Genomic DNA, 19,370 nt, shown 5'->3' with positions numbered 1-19,370 from the left:
TAATGTGTGAAGATATTGCTCGTGGATGACAGTGCAGCAACACTTGAGATTATTCGTCGCGGTTTAGTGCGTTTTAGATATCGCAAGCTGTTGATAAAGAAAGCACAAAGCGCAAAAGAAGCATTAAAGATTATCGGTTCTTGGCATCCAGATATTGTATTGACCGACTGGCATATGCCCGATATTTCAGGACTCGCTCTCGTCAAAGCAATTAAACAAAAACAGCTTGATGTCACTATGGCGATGGTAACGACTGTCGACGATCGTGAGCAAATTAAGCTCGCCCTTGACTATGGAGCGGCGTTTGTACTGTCAAAGCCGTTTGCTGACGACGACCTTCATAACAAAATCATGCCGCTGGTCAAAGCCGCGGAAGAAAGCAGCAAAACAAGAGAAATTCATACGCTACATAAAGGCGTGCCCTTGCCTCAAGTTGGTCAACTTGAAAAACTAATGAACAAACATATTGATACAGAGCTGAGACTCTATCAGGTACATCAAATGGAATATGATCCCGATAACCTTCCTTGTGTTATGGTCGCATACGAAGATCCTAGCAGCCAGAAAGTTCGCGCAATCGGAATATTTGATGTGTATTCGGTCTGTGTGCTTGCCGCATCCACAGGGAATCTAACTGATCAAGCAGGGTTTGAAGCGATTCATCAACATCAGATAACAGACAACATGTTAACCGCCTGCCACTCAGCACTAAACTCTACGTCTTATGCATTTCTAGATGGTATAACCAGAAGGAGCCTTAGAGTAAAAACCCTACAGTTGGTCACTAAGCCTTTTCCTAAGCTAAAACGCTTGTATAAGTCCGCAGCAAACATGCGCATCGATTTATGTTGCCAACGTCCAAATATGGCGCAAGGTAAAATATTGTTGGTTGGATTTTTAAGCTAACGCTTTAAGCAAAATGCCAGGAGCGGTTATCCCAGCTTCTTTTAAAGCTTTTTGGATATTTTTGGTTAGTTCAATAACTTGATTCTGCATACGTAAAATATATTCAAGCTTTTGTGTAACTAGCTCCGCTTTCATTTCATCTGAATAAGCGTCATTTGCTTTTAGCTCTTCGAGTAATTTTTGCGCTTCCTTTATTTTCTCTCTGAGTTCTTCTAGCTTTTCAACCATTTTTTGAATGTGGGGTGGTAGTGGAGCTTCTTCCTGCTCCTCTCTTACCTCTTCTCCAGATAACTTAGACATATCTTTTTCTGATAGTCTGAGTGGTTTAGATTCTGTCGCTTCTTCAACCTTGGTTTTCTGCTCCATCTTACTCGTGGTTGATTTAGCTTCTGAGTGAATTAAAAAGTTCACGTTCATTGTCTTTGGCCAATATGATTTCCTTTGACCTACATATCGGTAATTTATCGAGGATCGTTAAGAAAAATTGCGCGGCTTCCTTGCCGCTGCAAGTGCTTGGGAATGGAATCACTCGGTACTGAAAACTAACCGAGTTTAAAATAATTCTGTTTTAAGATTTGCTTGCAATTGCGTAATGCCCGATTTAATGCCTGCAGCAAAGTTTTACCTTTTGCCTTGACCTTTAATGTTGGTAATCCGGGTAATAAAAGCTCAATTTGGCATAAGGTAAACTTGCCAATCTGCTTGTCCACGTGTTTTTCAATTCGTACATTTATTTTTCGAATATTGTTTGCATAGCCGCACAACGCTTCATTTATTGCTTTAGAAAAAGTGACTTTACTAGACACCGCTATCGGCTCATTTACACCAACAAGGTTCAATTTCATCATTACCTCAGACAATCGCATCAAATATAACTTTGTTGAAACTGAGAATGACTCGAACTAAAAACGCTTACGCTATCCGGTACATTCTCTCAACTACTACTTGTTTGTGCCGTGAGATCAAATCTACTAATGTTCAAAAAAAGAAAAAAGCTGATTATATCTAACTTAAAGCAAGATTTTTACGAACTAAAATTCGCTTTAATTTTTATCCGATTGATAATATTTCTATATTTTTGGATGATTTTTACAGTAAGCTGAGTTGACATTGTTCAAAAAACAAACGAATCTAAGTTTGCTAACCAACTATTCGAAAGGAGTAAAAAGTGAAACTAAGTCTAAAATCCAAAAAACTAAAAGAATTAGATACTGACAAAATATTACCGCAGAATAAGACAAAGGACATAGCAGGTGGGATGCCGTCGTCGAACTGTAAAACGCTGTATATCACAAGCTGCCAAATTCACTAGACTAACTGGAAACCAAAGAGCATTATAGTACGATGCTCTTTACATCAAATATAAACCTTTCATATTTTTGTGGACGTCGAGCTGGTCCTTACAGTTAACGTTTAATAGCCTTCAATACCTACACCATCCACAAGTCAAGTTCTGTTTTTCTATTCACCTTCCGAAAGGCGATTACAAAAGAACTTATACTTGCTTAAAATGTTCGAATTAGCTACTGTTAAACGCAGAAAATTCCTGATTCTCCCCGGTTAAACCCAAGATTTTTACGAACAGTATGAACATAAACTTCAACCACCTTTACTATTTTTGGCAAGTAAGCAATGAAGGCAGCATCGCAGGTGCAAGCAAAGTCCTTCATTTGACGCCTCAAACCATCAGCGCGCAACTATCAAGCTTAGAAGATCGGCTAGGGAAACCTTTATTTATAAGAGAAGGAAGAGGACTCAGGTTGACTGACTTCGGCATTTTGACCAAGCAGTATGCGGACGATATGTTTTCGATTGCCAAAGAATGGTTAGAAACAACACAAGATGGTGCAACAGCCATACATCGCACATTAAAAGTAGGTATCTCAGATGCTATTCCAAAATCGTTAGTATCAAAGTGGCTTGCGCCTTTGATAGAAAATGAGCAAGTTGCCAACTTGCACTGTATCGATGGTCAGCAGTCGGAATTATTGGCTCAGATGGCGATGCATAAACTCGATATCGTACTTGCGGACAAACCACTTGATAGTAATATGCCATTTAAGGTATTTTGTCACGAGATAGGCAAAAGCCAGATTGGCTTTTATGGTTCAATTTCTAGTTGTGACGCACTTAGGGCAAACTACCCAAAGTCATTACAAGCGCAACCAATCATTCTTCCCGCGAAACACAGCCCAGTAACAAACTCGATTCAATTCTGGCTGCAAGAGCAAAATATAGAAATAAAAGTCGCAGGTCATGTGGATGACAGTGCCTTGATGAAGGCATTAGGTCAACAGGGGTTTGGCATTTTTCCTGCCCCTCTTTCGATAAAATCAGAATTGCAACGGCACTATGATGTCTGCCTCATTGGCACTATCGAAAGTACGTATCAAAACTATTACGCCTTCACACCTGACAGACTAATTAAAGACTCTATCTTTAGTGAATTCGTCCATTTTGCCAAAGGAGTAAGCTGACACTACAGTCAGCTTATGTTGGCTGCAAAAGAGAGGACAAGTTTTGTTTATAACGTCTCGAAAGGTGGAGTGAATCTCCGTTTTCTAGAATAACGTCGTAATCTCCATTATCTCTTGTCTTAAGTTCACTGATAGCATTTAAATTAACGAGTGAAGACTTATGGATCCTAGAAAAGCCAAAGGTTTTAAGACTTTTTTCCATTGATGACATCGTGTCCCTATGCAAGATTGAACGCTGCCGATTGATCATATGAAGTTCAACATAGTTTCCCGCACCACCAACCCAAGCTAAGTCTTCCACTTTTATCACATGAATATGCCCCGAGTCTTTTACAATCAATCTTTGATTCGGGACAAATTCCGATGAAGCTTCTTTAGAATCCAAGAATGCCAGCTGAAGAATATTGGTGATCAGAGCACCTTCTGTATCTTTCCCATCAACACTCATTGTTGTAGAAGCATTTAATTTAACATCTGTCGTTATTTTAATAGTTGGCACAGAGTCAAAATTTTTTATGATTGATTCTTGCTTTCCCAGGTCAATATCATGTGAAATATCAATTAACAAACAGTCGATTTCACCCGTCGAGATAGTTTCCAAAACATCAACAATAGATTGATAATAAACAAACTGGGAACAAACTGCGACTTCTTTTAATTTTGTACTTATTTCGACGCCAAGCTCAGACAAATAGCTAGGAATAGAGATCGTCACTCTTTTCATTCATCACCTTAAACACATCAACAGGTTAACAAGGATACTAATACTTTGTATCCTATTTCACAATAGTTAACATGTTATTGTTATAGATTGTCACTATGTAATCTGCAAATTAAATTTGATCTTTTTTTTCTCGCCTGTCGTCACTGATTCCCATCGCCTTACGTATCTCAACTGGCATATTCCAAGCTTCCGTCATAACTTCGTCGTGATACTAATAAGCCTTTGTGATGAGTTATTAAACTTGCCGAGGGTATCTAAAACAAACCTATCAGGGGATATCATGAAACAATTCAAGCGTTCTAAGTTAAGTATGCTTATCACTTCTGCGTGCCTAATCGGCGGAAGTTTAAGCATCCAAGCATCAGCCGAAGAAGCAGCTGATGGTGCTAATGAAGAAGTCGAAAGAATTTCTATTACAGGTTCTCGTATTCAACGTGTTGCTTTAACTGCTAAAACACCAGTTATCGAACTAGACGGTTCTGAATTTGCCATGTCGGGTAACTTAAACGTTGAGCAAAAGCTTGCCGAGCTACCATTGACAGTTCCTTCTTTTGGCCCAAGCTCAAATAACCCGGGTGATGGTACTGCTCGTGTTGACTTACGCGGTTTAAACGATGAGCGTACTCTTGTTCTTGTTAATGGTCGTCGCTGGGTCCCAGCAACACAAACAGGTGTTGTCGACTTAAACACTATCCCTGCGTCTCTTATTGAAGGCGTAGACATCATCACTGGTGGTGCAGGTGCGGTATACGGTTCTGATGCTCTGGCTGGTGTTGTAAACTTCCGTTTGAAAGATGACTTTGAAGGTGCAGAAATTTCTGCGTTATACGACATCACAGAAGAGGGCGATGGTGAAAAGTTCAACACTGACCTTACCTTAGGTGGAAACTTTGCCGACGGTAAAGGTAATGCAACTGTTTATATTGGTTACGCCAAACGTGAGTCAATCTTTCAGGGTGATAGAGACTTTACTAACGTAACGCTCACGGAAGGCGATACAGGTTTAGTGCCTGGTGGCTCATCAGGTATTCCTGGCACTCGTATATTTTCCGGCCCTACGCTTCCTAACGGTACAACTCTAGGCCGCTTTGGTCCTAATGGTGAAGGCTTACCGTATACATCAGCCGATGCATTTAACTATGCCCCTGATAACTACCTACAACTTCCACAAGAGCGCTTAACGCTTAACTCTTTTGCACACTATTACATCAATGATGAAACTCGCTTATATAGTGAATTATCATTTATTCGCAACGAAGTACCATCACAGCTAGCGCCAACTCCAGCGTTCGTAAATGGCTTGGTGGTTAACCCTGACAGCCCATTCTTTGGTGCAGATGTTCAAGCCGCAATGAAAGCGTTAGTACCTGAACTTGATGCTGAAGGTGAACCAACAGGTAACATGGTTAGTCAACTTGACGCTAATGGTAACTTTACATTCGCTACAATTGGTCGCCGTATGGTTGAAAACGGGCCACGTCAATCAATTGATACACGTAACGCTATGCGAGTGTTAGTAGGTGTTGATGGTTTTATTGGTGATTGGGCTTACAACGCATACTACAGCCGCTCTGAACTAGATCGCTCTAATCTACTTAATAATGACGTTTCTGAAACACGCTTCAGACAAGCAATTTTAGTTACTGATGACGGTAGCGCATGTCAAGATACATCTGGCGGTTGTGCACCATTGAACATATTCGGTGAAGGTAATATTTCACAAGCGGCGATTGATTTTATCAACGTTGGTGCATCTAACGTAACAAATATCAAACAAGAGATCTTCCACGTCGATTTTGCTGGTGAATTACCATTTACCGTGCCATCTGCTGATTTGCCGGTAGGTTTCGTAATTGGCTACGAAAGCCGCTTTGATGATTCGAGCTTCCGTCCTGATGAATTCTTAGCATCTGGTGATGTTTTGGGCTTTAACGCTGGTGAGCCAACCGTTGGTAGCTATAGTGTTGATGAAATCTTCACAGAAATCGACATTCCATTAGTGACAGATGCGGCATTTGCTGAAGACATTACACTATGGTTTGCAGGGCGTCTTTCTGACTATTCAAACATTGGTAACGTCTCTTCATTTGCAACAACGCTAAACTGGAAAGTGAATGAATACGTTTCGTTCCGCGCGGGTTATCAAGAATCTGTACGTGCACCTAACATCTCAGAACTATTCCAAGGCGCAGCAAATGGCTTCCCAAGCGCAACCGATCCATGTAGCGTTGATGGTTTCGTAGAAGGAAAAACAGATAGATCACTTTGTGAAGCTCACGGTGTTGCATCTTCTCAAGTCGGTGTATTCGAGCAAGCAAACGCGCAAATCGAGGGGAGCTTTGGCGGAAACCCAGAGCTGAAGGAAGAAACATCGGAAACGGTCACGCTAGGTCTTGTTATTACACCTACAGAAAACTTTGACGTGACTATCGATTACTTCGATATTCAAATTGATGATGCTATCGATGTACTAGGTGGTGGCGTAAACAATATTCTGGATGTTTGTTACAACCAGCTTAAAGATCCAAGCTCTGAGTTCTGTCAAGCGATTACTCGTCGTCCTGATGGCAACGTAGACCTTGTAACGGCACTCAATGCTAACATAGCTGAACTAGGTACTAAGGGTTATGATGTTAACTTCAATTGGAGAACTGAGCTTGACTTTGGTATCGGCGAAAATGGATCAACATTGAGTATTAATTCAAAGAACACCATTCTTGATGAGTACTTTAAAACAGCAAGTGTTGGCTTTACAGAAACTAATTACTGTGAAGGTAAATTCGGTAACACATGTCTTACCCCTCGACCAGAGTTTCAGAGTAATAACCGCTTCACTTGGACTTCAGGTGACTTAAGCGTGTCAGCACTAGTGCGATATATGAGCGAAGTTGATGATGACACTGGCGAAAACGAAATTGTGCCTACATCTAAAGCTGTATGGTACCTTGATCTTAGCGCAAGCTATCACTTCACAGACCATGTACAAGCAACATTTGGTGTTAAAAATGCGCTAGACACCGAACCAACAGCTCTAGGTGATGCTCAGCAACAAGCAAATACATTCCCAGAGTTGTATGACGTAATTGGCCCACGTTACTTCGTGAGTGCTGTGTACACGTTCTAATCAGTTGATACTGAAAGACTAGGGAGCTTCGGCTCCCTTTTCTGTTGTTGCTGTATAAGTCCCTTAATCTACAGTAAGTTACCAAGTTTTCCATCGCGTTTACTAAAAAATTAATCAAAACCAACAAAACTTAAAAATAACAACACCCTACTCGCAACTAAGTCGAGTTTGGCTAAAATAAAAAGTATGCAGCTCAGTCAAATTGACCGTTTAAGAAAAAATAATATGAAGCAAGCGCCCGAAATTACTATTGCAGTTCAAGATGCTTTTAAATTGATCCAACAAAAACAATATCAACTAGCGTTAACTAAGCTACAGCCTTTTATTGACTCGCCTCACCCCGATCTGCATTACCTTTTGGGAATTTGCTATAAATCACTAGCCGAGTGGCAAAGCGCAATAACTTCATTAAGTGATGCCGCGAAACTCGCCCCACTTAAAACTGAAATCTTAACTCATCTAGCCAAATGTTACTGGCTATCGGGTGATTTACACCAAGCTGAAGCCCATTACCTTGCGCTGTATGAAGCTGAGCCCAAAAATCTAGATTTACTTAAAAACTTGTCGCTGCTGTATCTTGAACAAAACCGGCTCGACATGGCAAGTCAATGGGCACTCAAAGGACAATCTCTAGATGATTCTGGACAACTCACCAAAATACTCGGGGACGTTGAAAAAACAAGAGGAAACCTTAGTGAGGCGATCAGTTACTATCAACAAGTTCCCCAACACTCTCCGGTTGTCTTTCGGGCAATACACAATTTAGGCCTTTGCTATAAGTTACAGGCTAAATTTGACCAAGCAATTCAATGCTTTAAATTTGTACATCAAAAAGCACCTGAGCACTATGAACCGCTTTACAACCTCGGTGACTGCTTTTTTGCTAATGGTCAATTTGAACAAGCACAACAAGCCTACAATCTGGCATTGAAGCAAGCCCCATACAATCCAATCATACATAAAGCAATTAACGAGCTTTATTGGCAAAGTGGGCAGCATCAGCTTTTTGCTACCAGTTTACTAACCGTGATGGAGTCAGCAAATAACCGCCTAGAACTCATAGAGTGCCTAGCTGAACTGTACTGGAATACCAATCAGTACAAGTTATGTGAGGAATGTATACAGGCGTCGGGTTACGCAGATACTTCAGCAACATTACTCGCGTTAAGAGGACGTCTAGCGGCCACAAACAATGAGCTAAATGCAGCCTTTGAGCATTTCGATAATGCCAATAAGATAGTCGTTAATTACGACAGGATATGTGAGCAAGCAAAATTTGCAATCCAGCTTGGAAAGTTCAGTACCGCACAATCCCTGCTCGAAAAAGTGTTGCAAGCACAGCCCAACTCACAACTTGCATTAGCTTGGCTAAGCGCAGTATATCAAGCTACCGATAAAAAAAAGCACCACGCTCTATGCAACCCTGATTTTATTCTGACCACAACCTTAGGTGCTCCGAGCGGCTATCAAGACACAGAAGACTTTCTTAAAGCGTTGGAGTCATGCTTACTAACACTTCATCAAGGCAAACAAGCACCAAGTGAACAAACCTTAGTAAATGGCTCACAAATTTCAGGAGGCTTGCTTAATAGAGATATCGAAATCATCTCCAAAGCTCGAACTCAACTGCTGCGAGATATAGATAAATGCCTTAATAAGTTAGATTTAGATCCAGAACATCCCTTTTTAGCTCATTTACGCAAAGAGAAATGTATTACAGGCTCATGGTCTGTCAAACTGACGGAGCAAGGTTTCCACGTAAGCCATATTCACCCCGCTGGTTGGATTAGTGTAGTTCTATATATCAACACGCCAAATGACGATAGCAACAATGGTGTCATTGAGTTTGGGCGGCCACCACTGGCACCACCCTACGATTTTCCACCATTCAAAACCGTAAAACCTCAACGAGGGCAAATCGTGATCTTCCCCTCTTATTTTTGGCATGGAACACAGCCATTTAACCCTACCGGTAATAACTATCGAATGACTTTGCCACTCGATATTGGCGTTCTTAATAAATAGAAAGAGAAACCACTTTAATGACAAACGAAGAGACACAACCACTAAATATAGACTCACTTTTACAGCCAATTCTCCAGTGCGAGCCACAAAATAGATGGTCATTACTGTTATCGAAGCTAATCGATAGTTATCCTCAAAGTGCTGAACTAAGCTATCGGGTTGCTGTAATTTTAGAGCAAATTGGCGCGTTACCTGAAAGTGAAAAGGCCTACTTTCACTGCCTTACTCTGGCACCTAAAAACTACTTAGTGTATCTCTACCTTGGACATTTATTAGAGAAGAAGGGAGAAGACAGTACAGCACTCGTATGTTACACCCTATGTGAAGCACTCACAGGTAGCTTTAAGCGCCTTCAACTCGCCAATAGCACCGCCCCTCAAACACTTGAGCGATTCCAAAAAGCTTGGCAGTGTATGGAAAAGAACCTTGGTACAGCATCAAGCATTGAGTCCGGTCGCTGGGTGCAATATAGTAGTAAACCCTTCGAAACAACCCAAGCACCACACCTTTTTTACGTTGCGAATCTAAGTGCTCACCCTATCTGGCCTGCGGAACAATTTGCATGGTATGAAAGCTTTAACGCTACGATCCCCGACATCATCAAAGAATTTCACACTACGTTTAATACCGCATCTTCACACCTTACGCCTTATTTGTCGGGTAAAGAGTATGAAAGCGCATTTCCAATGCTCGCAAACAGTAACAACTGGCAAGCGTTGTCCCTTTTTAAAGAGGGAGTGGAAAACGTTTCAGTGTCAAAGCACTTTCCCATACTTAAAAAAGCCTTAGAGAAAGTACCTTGTTATGGCTTAACAGCATCTCCATACGAAGTGTTTTACTCTAAATTAGCCAAAGGCCAAACCATCACTCCACATCACGGCCTTTCGAACCACAGCTTAACAGTGCATTTAGCCATAGATATTCCCCATGACTGTTACCTAGACGTCAATGGCGAGCGTGTTTCATGGCAACAGCATCAACTCACCATCTTCGATGACTCCTATTTGCATATGGCACATAATGGCAGCGACCGTGACCGAATTGTACTTATATTCTCAATTTGGCATCCTGATCTAACATCGACTCAACGCCAAGCAATCCAATCAGAATTTAAAAATAGACAACGCTGGATTGATAATTTGAACGCAGCTTTGGATCAATATAGAAACGATCACTAGAATCCTAATTTTCATCACGTCTCCCCCCCAACTTACCACAAAAGGGTTGTTACTATGTGAATAACCCGTAACTTAAAGTCTGACCTTATGATTGAGGTCTCCCTGGATAATTTCGGGGGGGTAACCCCCGTTTTTTTCATACTAGCCACATCATAAATCACAGTGCTAAAATCCAATCACAACCTTCAAGTTTATGTAAATTCATGCAAAAACCGATCATTACAATTCATTATTGCGTGCTTTGCCAATGGATGCTGCGAGCTTCTTGGCTTGCACAAGAGTTGCTTTCAACTTTCTCCGACGATTTAAAGCAAGTTGCACTTGCACCAGCAAGTAAAGGCGTATTCGAAATTTACTACAATGATACGTTAATTTGGTGCCGAAAAGTCGACGGTGGTTTTCCAGAAGCCAAGGTGCTCAAAAGAAGAGTGAGAGATTTATTAGATCCTGAGCGTGATTTAGGCCACGTAGATAAGTAACCATAACTTAAAAAAACATGAGATTGAGCGGGCTAAATAGCCCTCTCAATCCACTATACTTACTCAGCAAAATCGATGAGTTCTTGCCCTGATAAGCGATAAATAATCCACTCGTTTTGTGCTTTAGCACCGATACTTTCATAAAAATCGACTGATGGTTTGTTCCAGTCAAGCACCACCCACTCAAAGCGACCACAGTCCTTTTGTAGTGCAAGTCTTGCGAGGTACTTCATGATCCCTTTACCTGCACCAACACCGCGTTTGTCTTGTGACACATATAAGTCTTCAAGATACAGCCCGTGCTTGCCAAGCCAAGTAGAATAATTAAAGAAATATACTGCGAACCCAATTGCTTCACCATCTAATTCACAAATAACGCTGTGCGCTCTGGCTTCTTTACCAAACAATTTCTGTTCTATTTCTTCCACGGTATTGAGCACGGCATCTGGCTCTTTCTCATAAATTGCAAGTTCGTTGATAAAATGCAGTATTGTCGCGGCATCAGCTACTTCTGCTGGGCGAATTGAAAGGCTCATAATGGCTCCTGTATGTAGGTTTTAGTCAGCTTAACAAATTGTAAAGGGGGATGACAGCACCTTTCAGGCAGCAGCAAAGTGAACAAACTTTCCAGCTCGTTCGTATAAGAGACTAACCGTTTTTATATAGGAAGAGGTTAGTATGCAAAGGGCCATCTTTGCCTTTTTGATTTTGCTTTTCAGCACTCAGGGTTTCGCAAGCACCAGTGATCTTGTAAATCAATTTATCGAAAACCCGAAGCAGGTCGGCAAAACAAGTCGAATGACCTATTTGTTTTGGGATGTTTATGATGCCAGCCTTTATGCGCCACAAGGCGCGTACTCTCAAGACCAACCTTTTGTATTGGCACTACATTATTTACGCGCGCTTGACGGCAAAGAGATAGTAAAACGATCTCTTAAAGAGATGGAAAAACAAGGGTTTAATAATTCGAGTCAAGGTGAGCGATGGCTGGCAGAAATGAAAAAGATTTTCCCCAATGTCTCTAAAGGGACCGTGCTTTTTGGCGTGAGAACACCCGAAGGAGCTACACAGTTTTACCAAGATAAAAAGCTTATTGGCGAAGTGAAAGACTCAGAATTTACTACCCGTTTTTTCAACATTTGGCTCGGTGAAAAAACATCCGAGCCAACCATGCGAGCCGAGCTTCTGGGCCTCAAGCGGAAATAGCATATGGTTCTTTTTCGTTAATTTCATCTTCGCTATTTGGCTCACATATCAAAAGCAATAGCACTCAAAGTGGCCTCAAGCCTAAGGAGAAAACAATGCGCATCACTCTTGCAGTACTCACCTTATTTTTTTTGTCGGCATGCAGTTCGGGCATTGACGGTAAAAAATACTCGACACTTAAACCGCAATTTGACCCCTATGAGTTTTTTGTTGGTGACATAAAAGCATGGGGGATAGTCCAAGACAGAGATGGTAACTTAGTTCAACAGTTTACCGTCGATATCAAAGGCTCAATCAATAACCAGTCAGAGCTTGTCTTAGATGAGTCCTTTAACTATTTGCTCGGTGATGGCGTCAAAACGCGAGTTTGGACTATTACAAAAGCAGCTGGCAACCAGTATTTAGGCCGCGCCAACGATATCCTCAACTCAGCATCGGGCAAAACCTACGGCAATGCCATGAATTGGCAGTATAGAATGGACTTACCCGTTGACGACACCAGCTACGAAGTACACTTTGACGATTGGATGTGGTCTTTTGACCAAACCACTCTCATGAACCGCTCTTATATTGAAAAGTTCGGTATTGTAATGGCTGAAGTCACAATATTTATGCAAAGGCAATAATAATTACGCCAAATCAACTTCAATTTAACCTTCTTACTCGTGTATTTGTCTACAATTTGTAGACAAATACACCTGCTTCACTACAATCCACAGCAATTCTAGTAGCGTAATCATGTCCAACACTGATAAATGCTTAACAAAAAATGCCGTATCGAAAAGTTTTATTAATGAGTAAGATGCAAGAAACTACGGCGAGATAGTAGCTAATAAGAACCAATAGGAATCCCCACAATGATAAAGAAGATACTAGCTGGAGCCATTGCTCTTGCGCTTGTCGGATGTGTTAATACCGAAAATGAACAATCTAATAATGCGGCATTGACGCAATCTGTGAAATATCCAATGACTAAAACAGGCACCGTGGTAGACAACTACTTTGGTACGCAAGTGGCGGATCCATATCGCTGGTTAGAAGACGATAAAAGCGCAGAAACCGCTGCGTGGGTAAAAGCACAAAACGAGACTACTCAAGCATATTTATCGCAGATTCCATATCGTAAAGACATCGAAAAACGCCTCACTGAACTACTTGATTACGAGCGTGTTTCTCAACCGTTTAAACACGGCAACTATACCTATTTCTACAAAAATGATGGATTGCAAAACCAAAGTGTTTTGTACCGCCAAAAAGAAGGTAGTGAAGCTGAGGTATTTTTAGATCCAAACACCATGAGTGACGATGGCACAACATCGCTTGCAGGATTAAGTTTTAGTAAAGACGCTTCATTAGTAGCGTATCAAATTTCCGAAGGTGGGAGTGACTGGCGTAAAGTGATTGTACTAAACGCCGAGACTAAAGAGCAGGTTGGTGAAACGCTGGTCGACGTGAAGTTTAGTGGTATCTCTTGGTTTGGTAATGAAGGTTTTTACTACTCAAGCTATGACAAACCTAAAGGCAGTGAACTTTCTGCAAAAACTGACCAACATAAAGTGTATTACCACAAGATTGGCACACCTCAAGATCAAGATAAGGTCATTTTTGGTGCCACTGATGCGCAAAAGCACCGTTATGTTTATGGTGGTGTAACATACGATAAAAAATACTTGGTGATCTCTGCTGCGGTATCAACCTCAGGTAACAAGCTATTTATTCGTGACTTAAGCAAGCCAAATAGTGACTGGGTAACGATTTTAGATCATACCAACTCTGATACCAGCGTGATCCACAGTGAAGGCGACACATTGTTCTTAAGCACTAACTTAGATGCGCCAAATCGCCGTATCGTTAAAGTCAATGCGAAGCAGCCACAACCAGAAAACTGGCAAGATGTGATCCCAGAAACCGACAATGTACTATCGGTTTCAACAGGGTCAGGTTACCTATTTGCGACTTACATCAAAGATGCAATTTCATTGGTAAAACAGTATGACTTCACAGGTAAACTGATCCGTGACATTACGCTTCCAGGTGTAGGCACTGTAAGTGGCTTTAGCGGTGAGGAGGAAGACAAGGTACTTTATTACTCATTCACTAACTACAACACCCCGAGATCTATCTTTGCTTTCGATGCAGAATCAGGCCGTAGCGAGTTATATAGTTCGGATAAAGTAGATTTTGATTCAGATGCTTACGTGTCTAAGCAAGTTTTTTACACGTCAAAAGATGGTACCCGTGTACCGATGATCATCACCCATAAAAAAGGACTGAAATTGGATGGTAACAATCCAACGCTGTTGTACGGTTATGGTGGATTTAATGTCAGTCTTAAGCCTTACTTTAGCCCGACACGTGCAGCTTGGTTAGAGCTGGGTGGGGTTTATGCAGTAGCAAACTTACGTGGCGGCGGTGAGTATGGTAAAAAATGGCACAAAGCAGGTACTCAAATGCAAAAGCAAAACGTCTTTGATGACTTTATTGCTGCAGGCGAATACTTAGTATCTGAAAATTATACTTCAAGTGAAAAGCTTGCAATTAACGGCGGTTCGAACGGTGGTTTGTTAGTAGGTGCGACGATGTTGCAACGTCCAGACCTATTCAAAGTGGCTGTACCTGCGGTAGGGGTACTTGATATGCTGCGTTACCACACGTTTACTGCTGGTGCCGGCTGGGCTTACGATTACGGTACGGCGGAAGACAACAAAGAGATGTTTGAATACCTGAAAGGTTATTCACCTGTACATAACGTAAAGGCTGGCGTAGATTATCCAGCAACCATGATCACAACAGGTGACCATGACGACCGCGTAGTACCTGCACACTCTTACAAGTTTGCAGCTGAGCTACAAAGCAAACACACAGGTGCTAATCCGACGCTTATTCGTATCGAAACCAATGCAGGGCACGGCGCAGGCACACCGATAAGCAAGACGATTGAACAGTATGCCGATATTTATGGCTTTACGCTTTACAATATGGGAATTAAGTCTCTTTAAAGTTAAGTTCGAAAAGCCACCTGTGAGTAGAGGTGGCTTTATTCAATAAGGGCCTATCTATGCTCAGTTGCCAACAGTATGATTATATTGAACTGGCGTGTATAAAACGCCTAGCGGTTACTATTGAGATGAAAGATGGTGACGTTGTGCGTGGCAGGTGCGAAAACACGGCCATAGTCGGCAAACAGGAGTGTTTAGTTTTAGAGCGAGAAAATCAAACTGTCACTGTGGTGCTTGCAGAGATTGCCAGTATCTCTGCCGATACCGACAATCCCTATTTTACTAGGTTAAGATTTCAGTGATAACGCCATAAAGACACTTAACGGGTTGTCACGGTACATACCAAAGCGTTCACATCGCTCAAATCCCAAGCTCTCATAAAGACTTATCGCACTGGCTTGCTTAGAGCCGGTTTCAAGCCGAATAAGTGGGATCTGCGCTTCACCCGCGTAGTGAAGCAAAATTTGCATAATACGTTTAGAAAGCCCTTTACCTCGATAGCTAGGTTTTACGTACAAGCGTTTAATTTCACCGTATAAGGTTTTATCAAACTGCTTTACAATCGCACCGCACGCTACAATGCCCTCTTCATTTTGTAAGCCAACGGCATACACGTTAGGTTGGTTAATTTCTTCTATTGATAAAGACTGTGCACTTGCGATTGGATATAAGCTATTCATAAGCTTATCGATTTCAGAAAACACCGCGACTACTTATGGGTCATCTGACTTTAACTGAATTAATTGCATACCTGCCTCTGAGAAGTAAGGCCAATTTGTCCTGCGCCCATAAACCGAGCAATATTATTACTATTCTGGCCGACGTCAAACTATACCGAGTTAGAAATAATAAGCAAATTATCGAGGTGAGATGATAGGCTGAATGCCTGCAGAAACTTTATGGTGGTGCCAGCTCAAGATACTAACTATATGTTTTAAATAAATAAAATTTAGTAACCCTGAACTGTTACAAAGTGTAAAGTATTGGTGTGAGCTAGATACTTCAAGCTAGCCACAAGCAGCTAAGAATTTTTCATTCTTATTCTGTCGGGCGGACTTCATGCTTTATCGCGCCGCTCTTATGTATTGCGACTTTGGTTTCTACAGGCTGTTTGCTCTTACTTGGAAAGCTCAGTAAAGTCAGTAATAACAACACGCTTGTTAGCACTACAATCAGCGGGATAGAGGTATGCGAACTTGTGTGTGATGCTCTATGGGGCATAAACAAACCTACGAAAATTAATTTGTCTTCCCTAAAAACCAATCCTTTTTAACCAATAACAAAAATAGCACTTAGTTAAATATGATTACTTTCTATCACATCTAAACTTTTAGTGCTATATAATTTTAAAAAAACACCAAAAAGTATTAATACAACCATTTACCAATGACATTACTGTTCATTCACTTTCCACCTATCCAACTGACGGACCCCAACCAAAGTTATTAGCTTGCAGCTTGAAGGCTGAACTGTTTGTTCACTAGGCTTTGGTAAAGTGAAGAATGTTGCATCAGATACTGATGGTTTCCCTGTGATTCAATCTCACCTTTGTTAATGACGATAATATTATCAGCATCCATAACCGTACTGAGTCGATGCGCAGCGATAATTGTAGTGCGACCTTTTTTTGCATTTTTCAGGGCAATTTGAATAGCGGCTTCACTTTGTGAATCAAGGCTTGCCGTTGCTTCATCCAACAGCAGCAATGCTGGGTCTTTTAATAGTGCTCGCGCCAATGCAACTCGTTGCCTTTGTCCGCCAGACAGAGTAATGCCACACTCACCAATTTGAGTACTCAACCCATCAGGTAGTGTCGCGATAAACTCTGCTAAATCGGCCGTGGCAATGGCATGCTGTAATTGTTCATCATCTATTGTCTCATAAGTACCGTAGACCAAGTTTTCATATAAGGTGCCGCACAACAGCGGGCTCTCTTGCGCAACGTAGCCTATTTGCGCTCTTAAATTGGCTCGGTCTAGCTCTTCAACATTAAGCCCAGCAATTTCAATGTAACCACGCCTCGCCTGATAAAAGCCCTGCAACAAAGCGAAGAGTGTAGACTTACCAACCCCTGATGGCCCAACAATAGCGGTCGTTTTTCCACTTAAGAATTCACAGCTTAAGCTTTTAAATACCGGTTTGTCATCAGCATAACTAAAAGATAAGTTGCGAACATAAATTGACTTATCAGTCAGGTTAATCGTATGACCAGCTTCATTTGGTGGTGTCGTTGCTAAGATCTCATTAATACGAACGGCCGCTCCTTTTGCTTTATTAAACGCGGCTACCACCATGCTTAACTGCCCCATCGGCAACACGATGTTCAGTAAAAACATAATAAACGCAACAAAAGCACCTAGCGTCATCGCACCGTTGGCAACCCTTGATGCGCCAAATCCTAGTACTAACACTATCGAAGCCATGATCACTAAATTCACCAATGCGCCCATGGTCGCTAAAAGCGTATGTTCTGACATTGCGGTTTTATAGAGTGACTTCAATTCATTATTATTCTTTTTACCTTCTATTTTCTCTGCACCTTGCGCTCTTAGTAAGCGGATATTGGCAAACAGTTCGGTTAACCTTCCAAGCATAGAGGCTTCAGTATCTTGTAATGACTTAGACAGATCCGTTAGCCTCACGGAAAACGGTAAGATAATCAGAAAACTAGCCGTAACTGCACCAAGCATTACAAGTGTCATTTGCCAGTCTAAAAACCATAGAATAATAAAAGAGCCAAATAATGAAACCACACCAGATATAAAAGACACAGACTGTTCGCTCACAAGGTTTTCAATAATTTCAGTGTCTTTTACGATACGATTCGCGGGCTCCCCAGCTCTAGTATTATCAAAGAAGGAAACAGGCAAACGAATAAGGTGCTGAAAAAGGTCTCCGCGTAATTTAAGCTTTTGCTCATTGCCAATTTTACCCATGATGTAAGTCATCAACCCTGTTAGCACAGCGGAAAACACTAATACCATAATTAATATGACTACCTGTTCATTTGAAAAATGACCATTTTCTCCGAGTTCTTCCAGCAATTTTTTTGTTTGCAAAGGCACCAACAAACCTAAAACACTAGAGATAAGCGTAAACAAAACCAGAGTTGATAGTAATAGGCAACTTGGCCGCGTGCGCCTGACTAGTTGTATTAAAGATGATGTATTGCTCATAATTATTATGTTCCCGTTGAATAGACAATATAATAATTGACCAAACCTTAAGTTTAGTCAATTTAAAACTGACCTATTGGTCATTTTTAAATTGACTGTATACTGCAATGTGAACAGGAGGAGCTATGTCTGATAAGCGGAAATTAATACTGGCATGCGCGGAGCAGTTACTTTTAGCTGAGGCCGATTGTGCCTTTAGCATGCAAACCATCGCCAATAAAGTGGGCATTTCGAAAGGTGCTATCTACCTACACTTTAAGTCAAAAGACGAACTACTATTAGCCGTTTTTGAGCGTCAAACAGCGGATCTGCTGGATAAAATAAGAGCGATATTAGAAAGTGATAAATTGACTCCAATTGCCAAGCTAAAACAACAAATCCGCTTCCAGCACGAAGATTTACAGCAGTACCAAGCGATGTTTCAGCTCTTATTGCAGGAAGAGTCACTGAGTTTTTCAAATAATTTGATCATGTTCTATCAAGAGTTTCGCTTGACGTGGCTTACGCTACAGGAAGGTTTTTTACTTGAAAACTATGGCGAGCAAGTCCGGCCATGGAAAACTGATCTCGCGATGACGCTTGATGGCATTATAGCTAACTACCTTTCGCTTCCCGTGATCGAAGGTATTGATTTCGACACTGAAAAGCTGGTTAATTGGGTGGTGTCATGCATGGACTCAATTTGTACAGCGCTACCAAATCAAGCACTGTTGCCAGTGTTAACCGAGCAGGATTTTCCGTCCCAAAAAGAGATCGAAGTCAAAAAACGACAACTCCACGAACAAAAAGTCCAACAAGCTTTTTTACAGCTCCAAGAAAAATCTCAAAAGCTCAAGCTTGCACCACAAAAGCGTGAGATCGTAGACCATACAATCGCTCTGTTGGAAGCTCAACTACAATGTGAAAACCCTGACACAGTATTAATCAGGGCGCTTCTCGCAGGACTTCGAGACTACAGAGGATTAAATACTGAGCGCCAGCTACTCGCAGAAAGGCTCAATGTAGAGGCGGTGTAAACCGCCGCGTGATATGGTACTCGTACGGTTAGAGGAAAGCAAAATATTGCTTTACACTGC

General features: G+C 41.4%; 17 protein-coding genes. 11 read left to right on the top strand and 6 right to left on the bottom strand.

What is annotated here, in order from left to right; translation table 11 throughout:
- The first annotated feature begins 6 nt into the window (after window positions 1-6).
- Window positions 7-906 (top strand): response regulator, encoded by a 900-nt coding sequence (locus PPIS_RS20155; RefSeq protein ID WP_019647487.1) that lies wholly within the window; start codon window positions 7-9, stop codon window positions 904-906.
- Here the strand turns inward: PPIS_RS20155 and PPIS_RS20150 are convergent.
- Entirely contained in the window at window positions 898-1,323 is a 426-nt protein-coding gene (locus tag PPIS_RS20150) for a hypothetical protein (protein WP_010375616.1), read from the bottom strand. The two genes, PPIS_RS20155 and PPIS_RS20150, sit on opposite strands and share 9 nt — an antisense overlap.
- A 125-nt stretch (window positions 1,324-1,448) precedes the next feature.
- Window positions 1,449-1,754 carry a hypothetical protein gene (locus PPIS_RS20145; RefSeq protein ID WP_248694190.1) on the bottom strand — a complete coding sequence of 102 codons (306 nt, stop codon included), beginning with the start codon at window positions 1,752-1,754 and terminating at the stop codon, window positions 1,449-1,451.
- A 738-nt stretch (window positions 1,755-2,492) separates the two neighbouring features.
- Here PPIS_RS20145 and nhaR point away from each other — a divergent pair.
- A complete protein-coding gene (gene nhaR / locus PPIS_RS20140; RefSeq protein ID WP_010375614.1) occupies window positions 2,493-3,383 on the top strand; it encodes a transcriptional activator NhaR in 891 nt (296 codons plus the stop codon).
- A 13-nt stretch (window positions 3,384-3,396) separates the two neighbouring features.
- On the opposite strand, the gene PPIS_RS20135 is transcribed toward nhaR, so the two are convergent.
- Window positions 3,397-4,107: a LytR/AlgR family response regulator transcription factor gene (locus PPIS_RS20135; RefSeq protein WP_010375612.1), complete on the bottom strand. Its 711-nt coding sequence runs from the start codon at window positions 4,105-4,107 to the stop codon at window positions 3,397-3,399.
- 280 nt (window positions 4,108-4,387) lie between these two features.
- On the opposite strand from PPIS_RS20135, the gene PPIS_RS20130 reads away from it, so the two are divergent.
- The 4 genes from PPIS_RS20130 (at window position 4,388) to PPIS_RS20115 (ending at window position 10,913) form a co-directional block, all read left to right on the top strand.
- Complete coding sequence (locus tag PPIS_RS20130) at window positions 4,388-7,231, top strand: TonB-dependent receptor plug domain-containing protein (protein ID WP_010375611.1); 2,844 nt, start codon at window positions 4,388-4,390, stop codon at window positions 7,229-7,231.
- A 225-nt stretch (window positions 7,232-7,456) separates the two neighbouring features.
- Window positions 7,457-9,256: a 2OG-Fe(II) oxygenase family protein gene (locus PPIS_RS20125; RefSeq protein ID WP_019647489.1), complete on the top strand. Its 1,800-nt coding sequence runs from the start codon at window positions 7,457-7,459 to the stop codon at window positions 9,254-9,256.
- Between the two features lie 17 nt (window positions 9,257-9,273).
- Window positions 9,274-10,434, top strand: coding sequence for an aspartyl/asparaginyl beta-hydroxylase domain-containing protein (locus PPIS_RS20120; RefSeq protein ID WP_010375608.1), 1,161 nt, complete (start codon window positions 9,274-9,276; stop codon window positions 10,432-10,434).
- Between the two features lie 203 nt (window positions 10,435-10,637).
- Window positions 10,638-10,913, top strand: coding sequence for an Rdx family protein (locus PPIS_RS20115; protein WP_010375604.1), 276 nt, complete (start codon window positions 10,638-10,640; stop codon window positions 10,911-10,913).
- A gap of 59 nt (window positions 10,914-10,972) precedes the next feature.
- Here the strand turns inward: PPIS_RS20115 and PPIS_RS20110 are convergent, their stop codons facing one another.
- Window positions 10,973-11,449 (bottom strand): GNAT family N-acetyltransferase, encoded by a 477-nt coding sequence (locus tag PPIS_RS20110; protein WP_010375603.1) that lies wholly within the window; start codon window positions 11,447-11,449, stop codon window positions 10,973-10,975.
- 166 nt (window positions 11,450-11,615) lie between these two features.
- Here PPIS_RS20110 and PPIS_RS20105 point away from each other — a divergent pair, with 166 nt between their 5' ends.
- The 4 genes from PPIS_RS20105 to PPIS_RS20090 all read left to right on the top strand — a co-directional run bounded on the left by PPIS_RS20105 (window position 11,616) and on the right by PPIS_RS20090 (window position 15,420).
- Entirely contained in the window at window positions 11,616-12,119 is a 504-nt protein-coding gene (locus PPIS_RS20105) for a chalcone isomerase family protein (protein WP_249031268.1), read from the top strand.
- A gap of 95 nt (window positions 12,120-12,214) precedes the next feature.
- Complete coding sequence (locus tag PPIS_RS20100) at window positions 12,215-12,745, top strand: DUF3833 domain-containing protein (protein WP_010375600.1); 531 nt, start codon at window positions 12,215-12,217, stop codon at window positions 12,743-12,745.
- Window positions 12,746-12,976: 231 nt separating this feature from the next.
- The gene (locus tag PPIS_RS20095; protein ID WP_019647491.1) at window positions 12,977-15,118 is read left to right on the top strand and encodes a prolyl oligopeptidase family serine peptidase; all 2,142 of its coding nucleotides are present in this window, start codon (window positions 12,977-12,979) and stop codon (window positions 15,116-15,118) included.
- A 32-nt stretch (window positions 15,119-15,150) separates the two neighbouring features.
- Window positions 15,151-15,420 (top strand): Rho-binding antiterminator, encoded by a 270-nt coding sequence (locus PPIS_RS20090; RefSeq protein ID WP_248694192.1) that lies wholly within the window; start codon window positions 15,151-15,153, stop codon window positions 15,418-15,420.
- Here the strand turns inward: PPIS_RS20090 and PPIS_RS20085 are convergent.
- Both PPIS_RS20085 and PPIS_RS20080 read right to left on the bottom strand, forming a co-directional pair.
- The gene (locus PPIS_RS20085) at window positions 15,406-15,822 is read right to left on the bottom strand and encodes a GNAT family N-acetyltransferase (RefSeq protein ID WP_010375597.1); all 417 of its coding nucleotides are present in this window, start codon (window positions 15,820-15,822) and stop codon (window positions 15,406-15,408) included. The two genes, PPIS_RS20090 and PPIS_RS20085, sit on opposite strands and share 15 nt — an antisense overlap.
- A gap of 741 nt (window positions 15,823-16,563) precedes the next feature.
- Window positions 16,564-18,294 (bottom strand): ABC transporter ATP-binding protein, encoded by a 1,731-nt coding sequence (locus PPIS_RS20080; protein WP_010375596.1) that lies wholly within the window; start codon window positions 18,292-18,294, stop codon window positions 16,564-16,566.
- A gap of 125 nt (window positions 18,295-18,419) precedes the next feature.
- On the opposite strand from PPIS_RS20080, the gene PPIS_RS20075 reads away from it, so the two are divergent.
- On the top strand, window positions 18,420-19,310 hold the full coding sequence (locus PPIS_RS20075) for a TetR/AcrR family transcriptional regulator (protein WP_010375592.1): 891 nt from the start codon (window positions 18,420-18,422) through the stop codon (window positions 19,308-19,310).
- The last annotated feature ends 60 nt before the right edge of the window (window positions 19,311-19,370 follow it).

Origin of the sequence: Pseudoalteromonas piscicida (assembly GCF_000238315.3) — a bacterium.
Classification (GTDB): Bacteria; Pseudomonadota; Gammaproteobacteria; order Enterobacterales; family Alteromonadaceae; genus Pseudoalteromonas; species Pseudoalteromonas piscicida.
The sequence above is the reverse complement of the archived record's forward strand: the minus strand, read 5'-3'. Positions and strand labels throughout refer to the sequence as shown.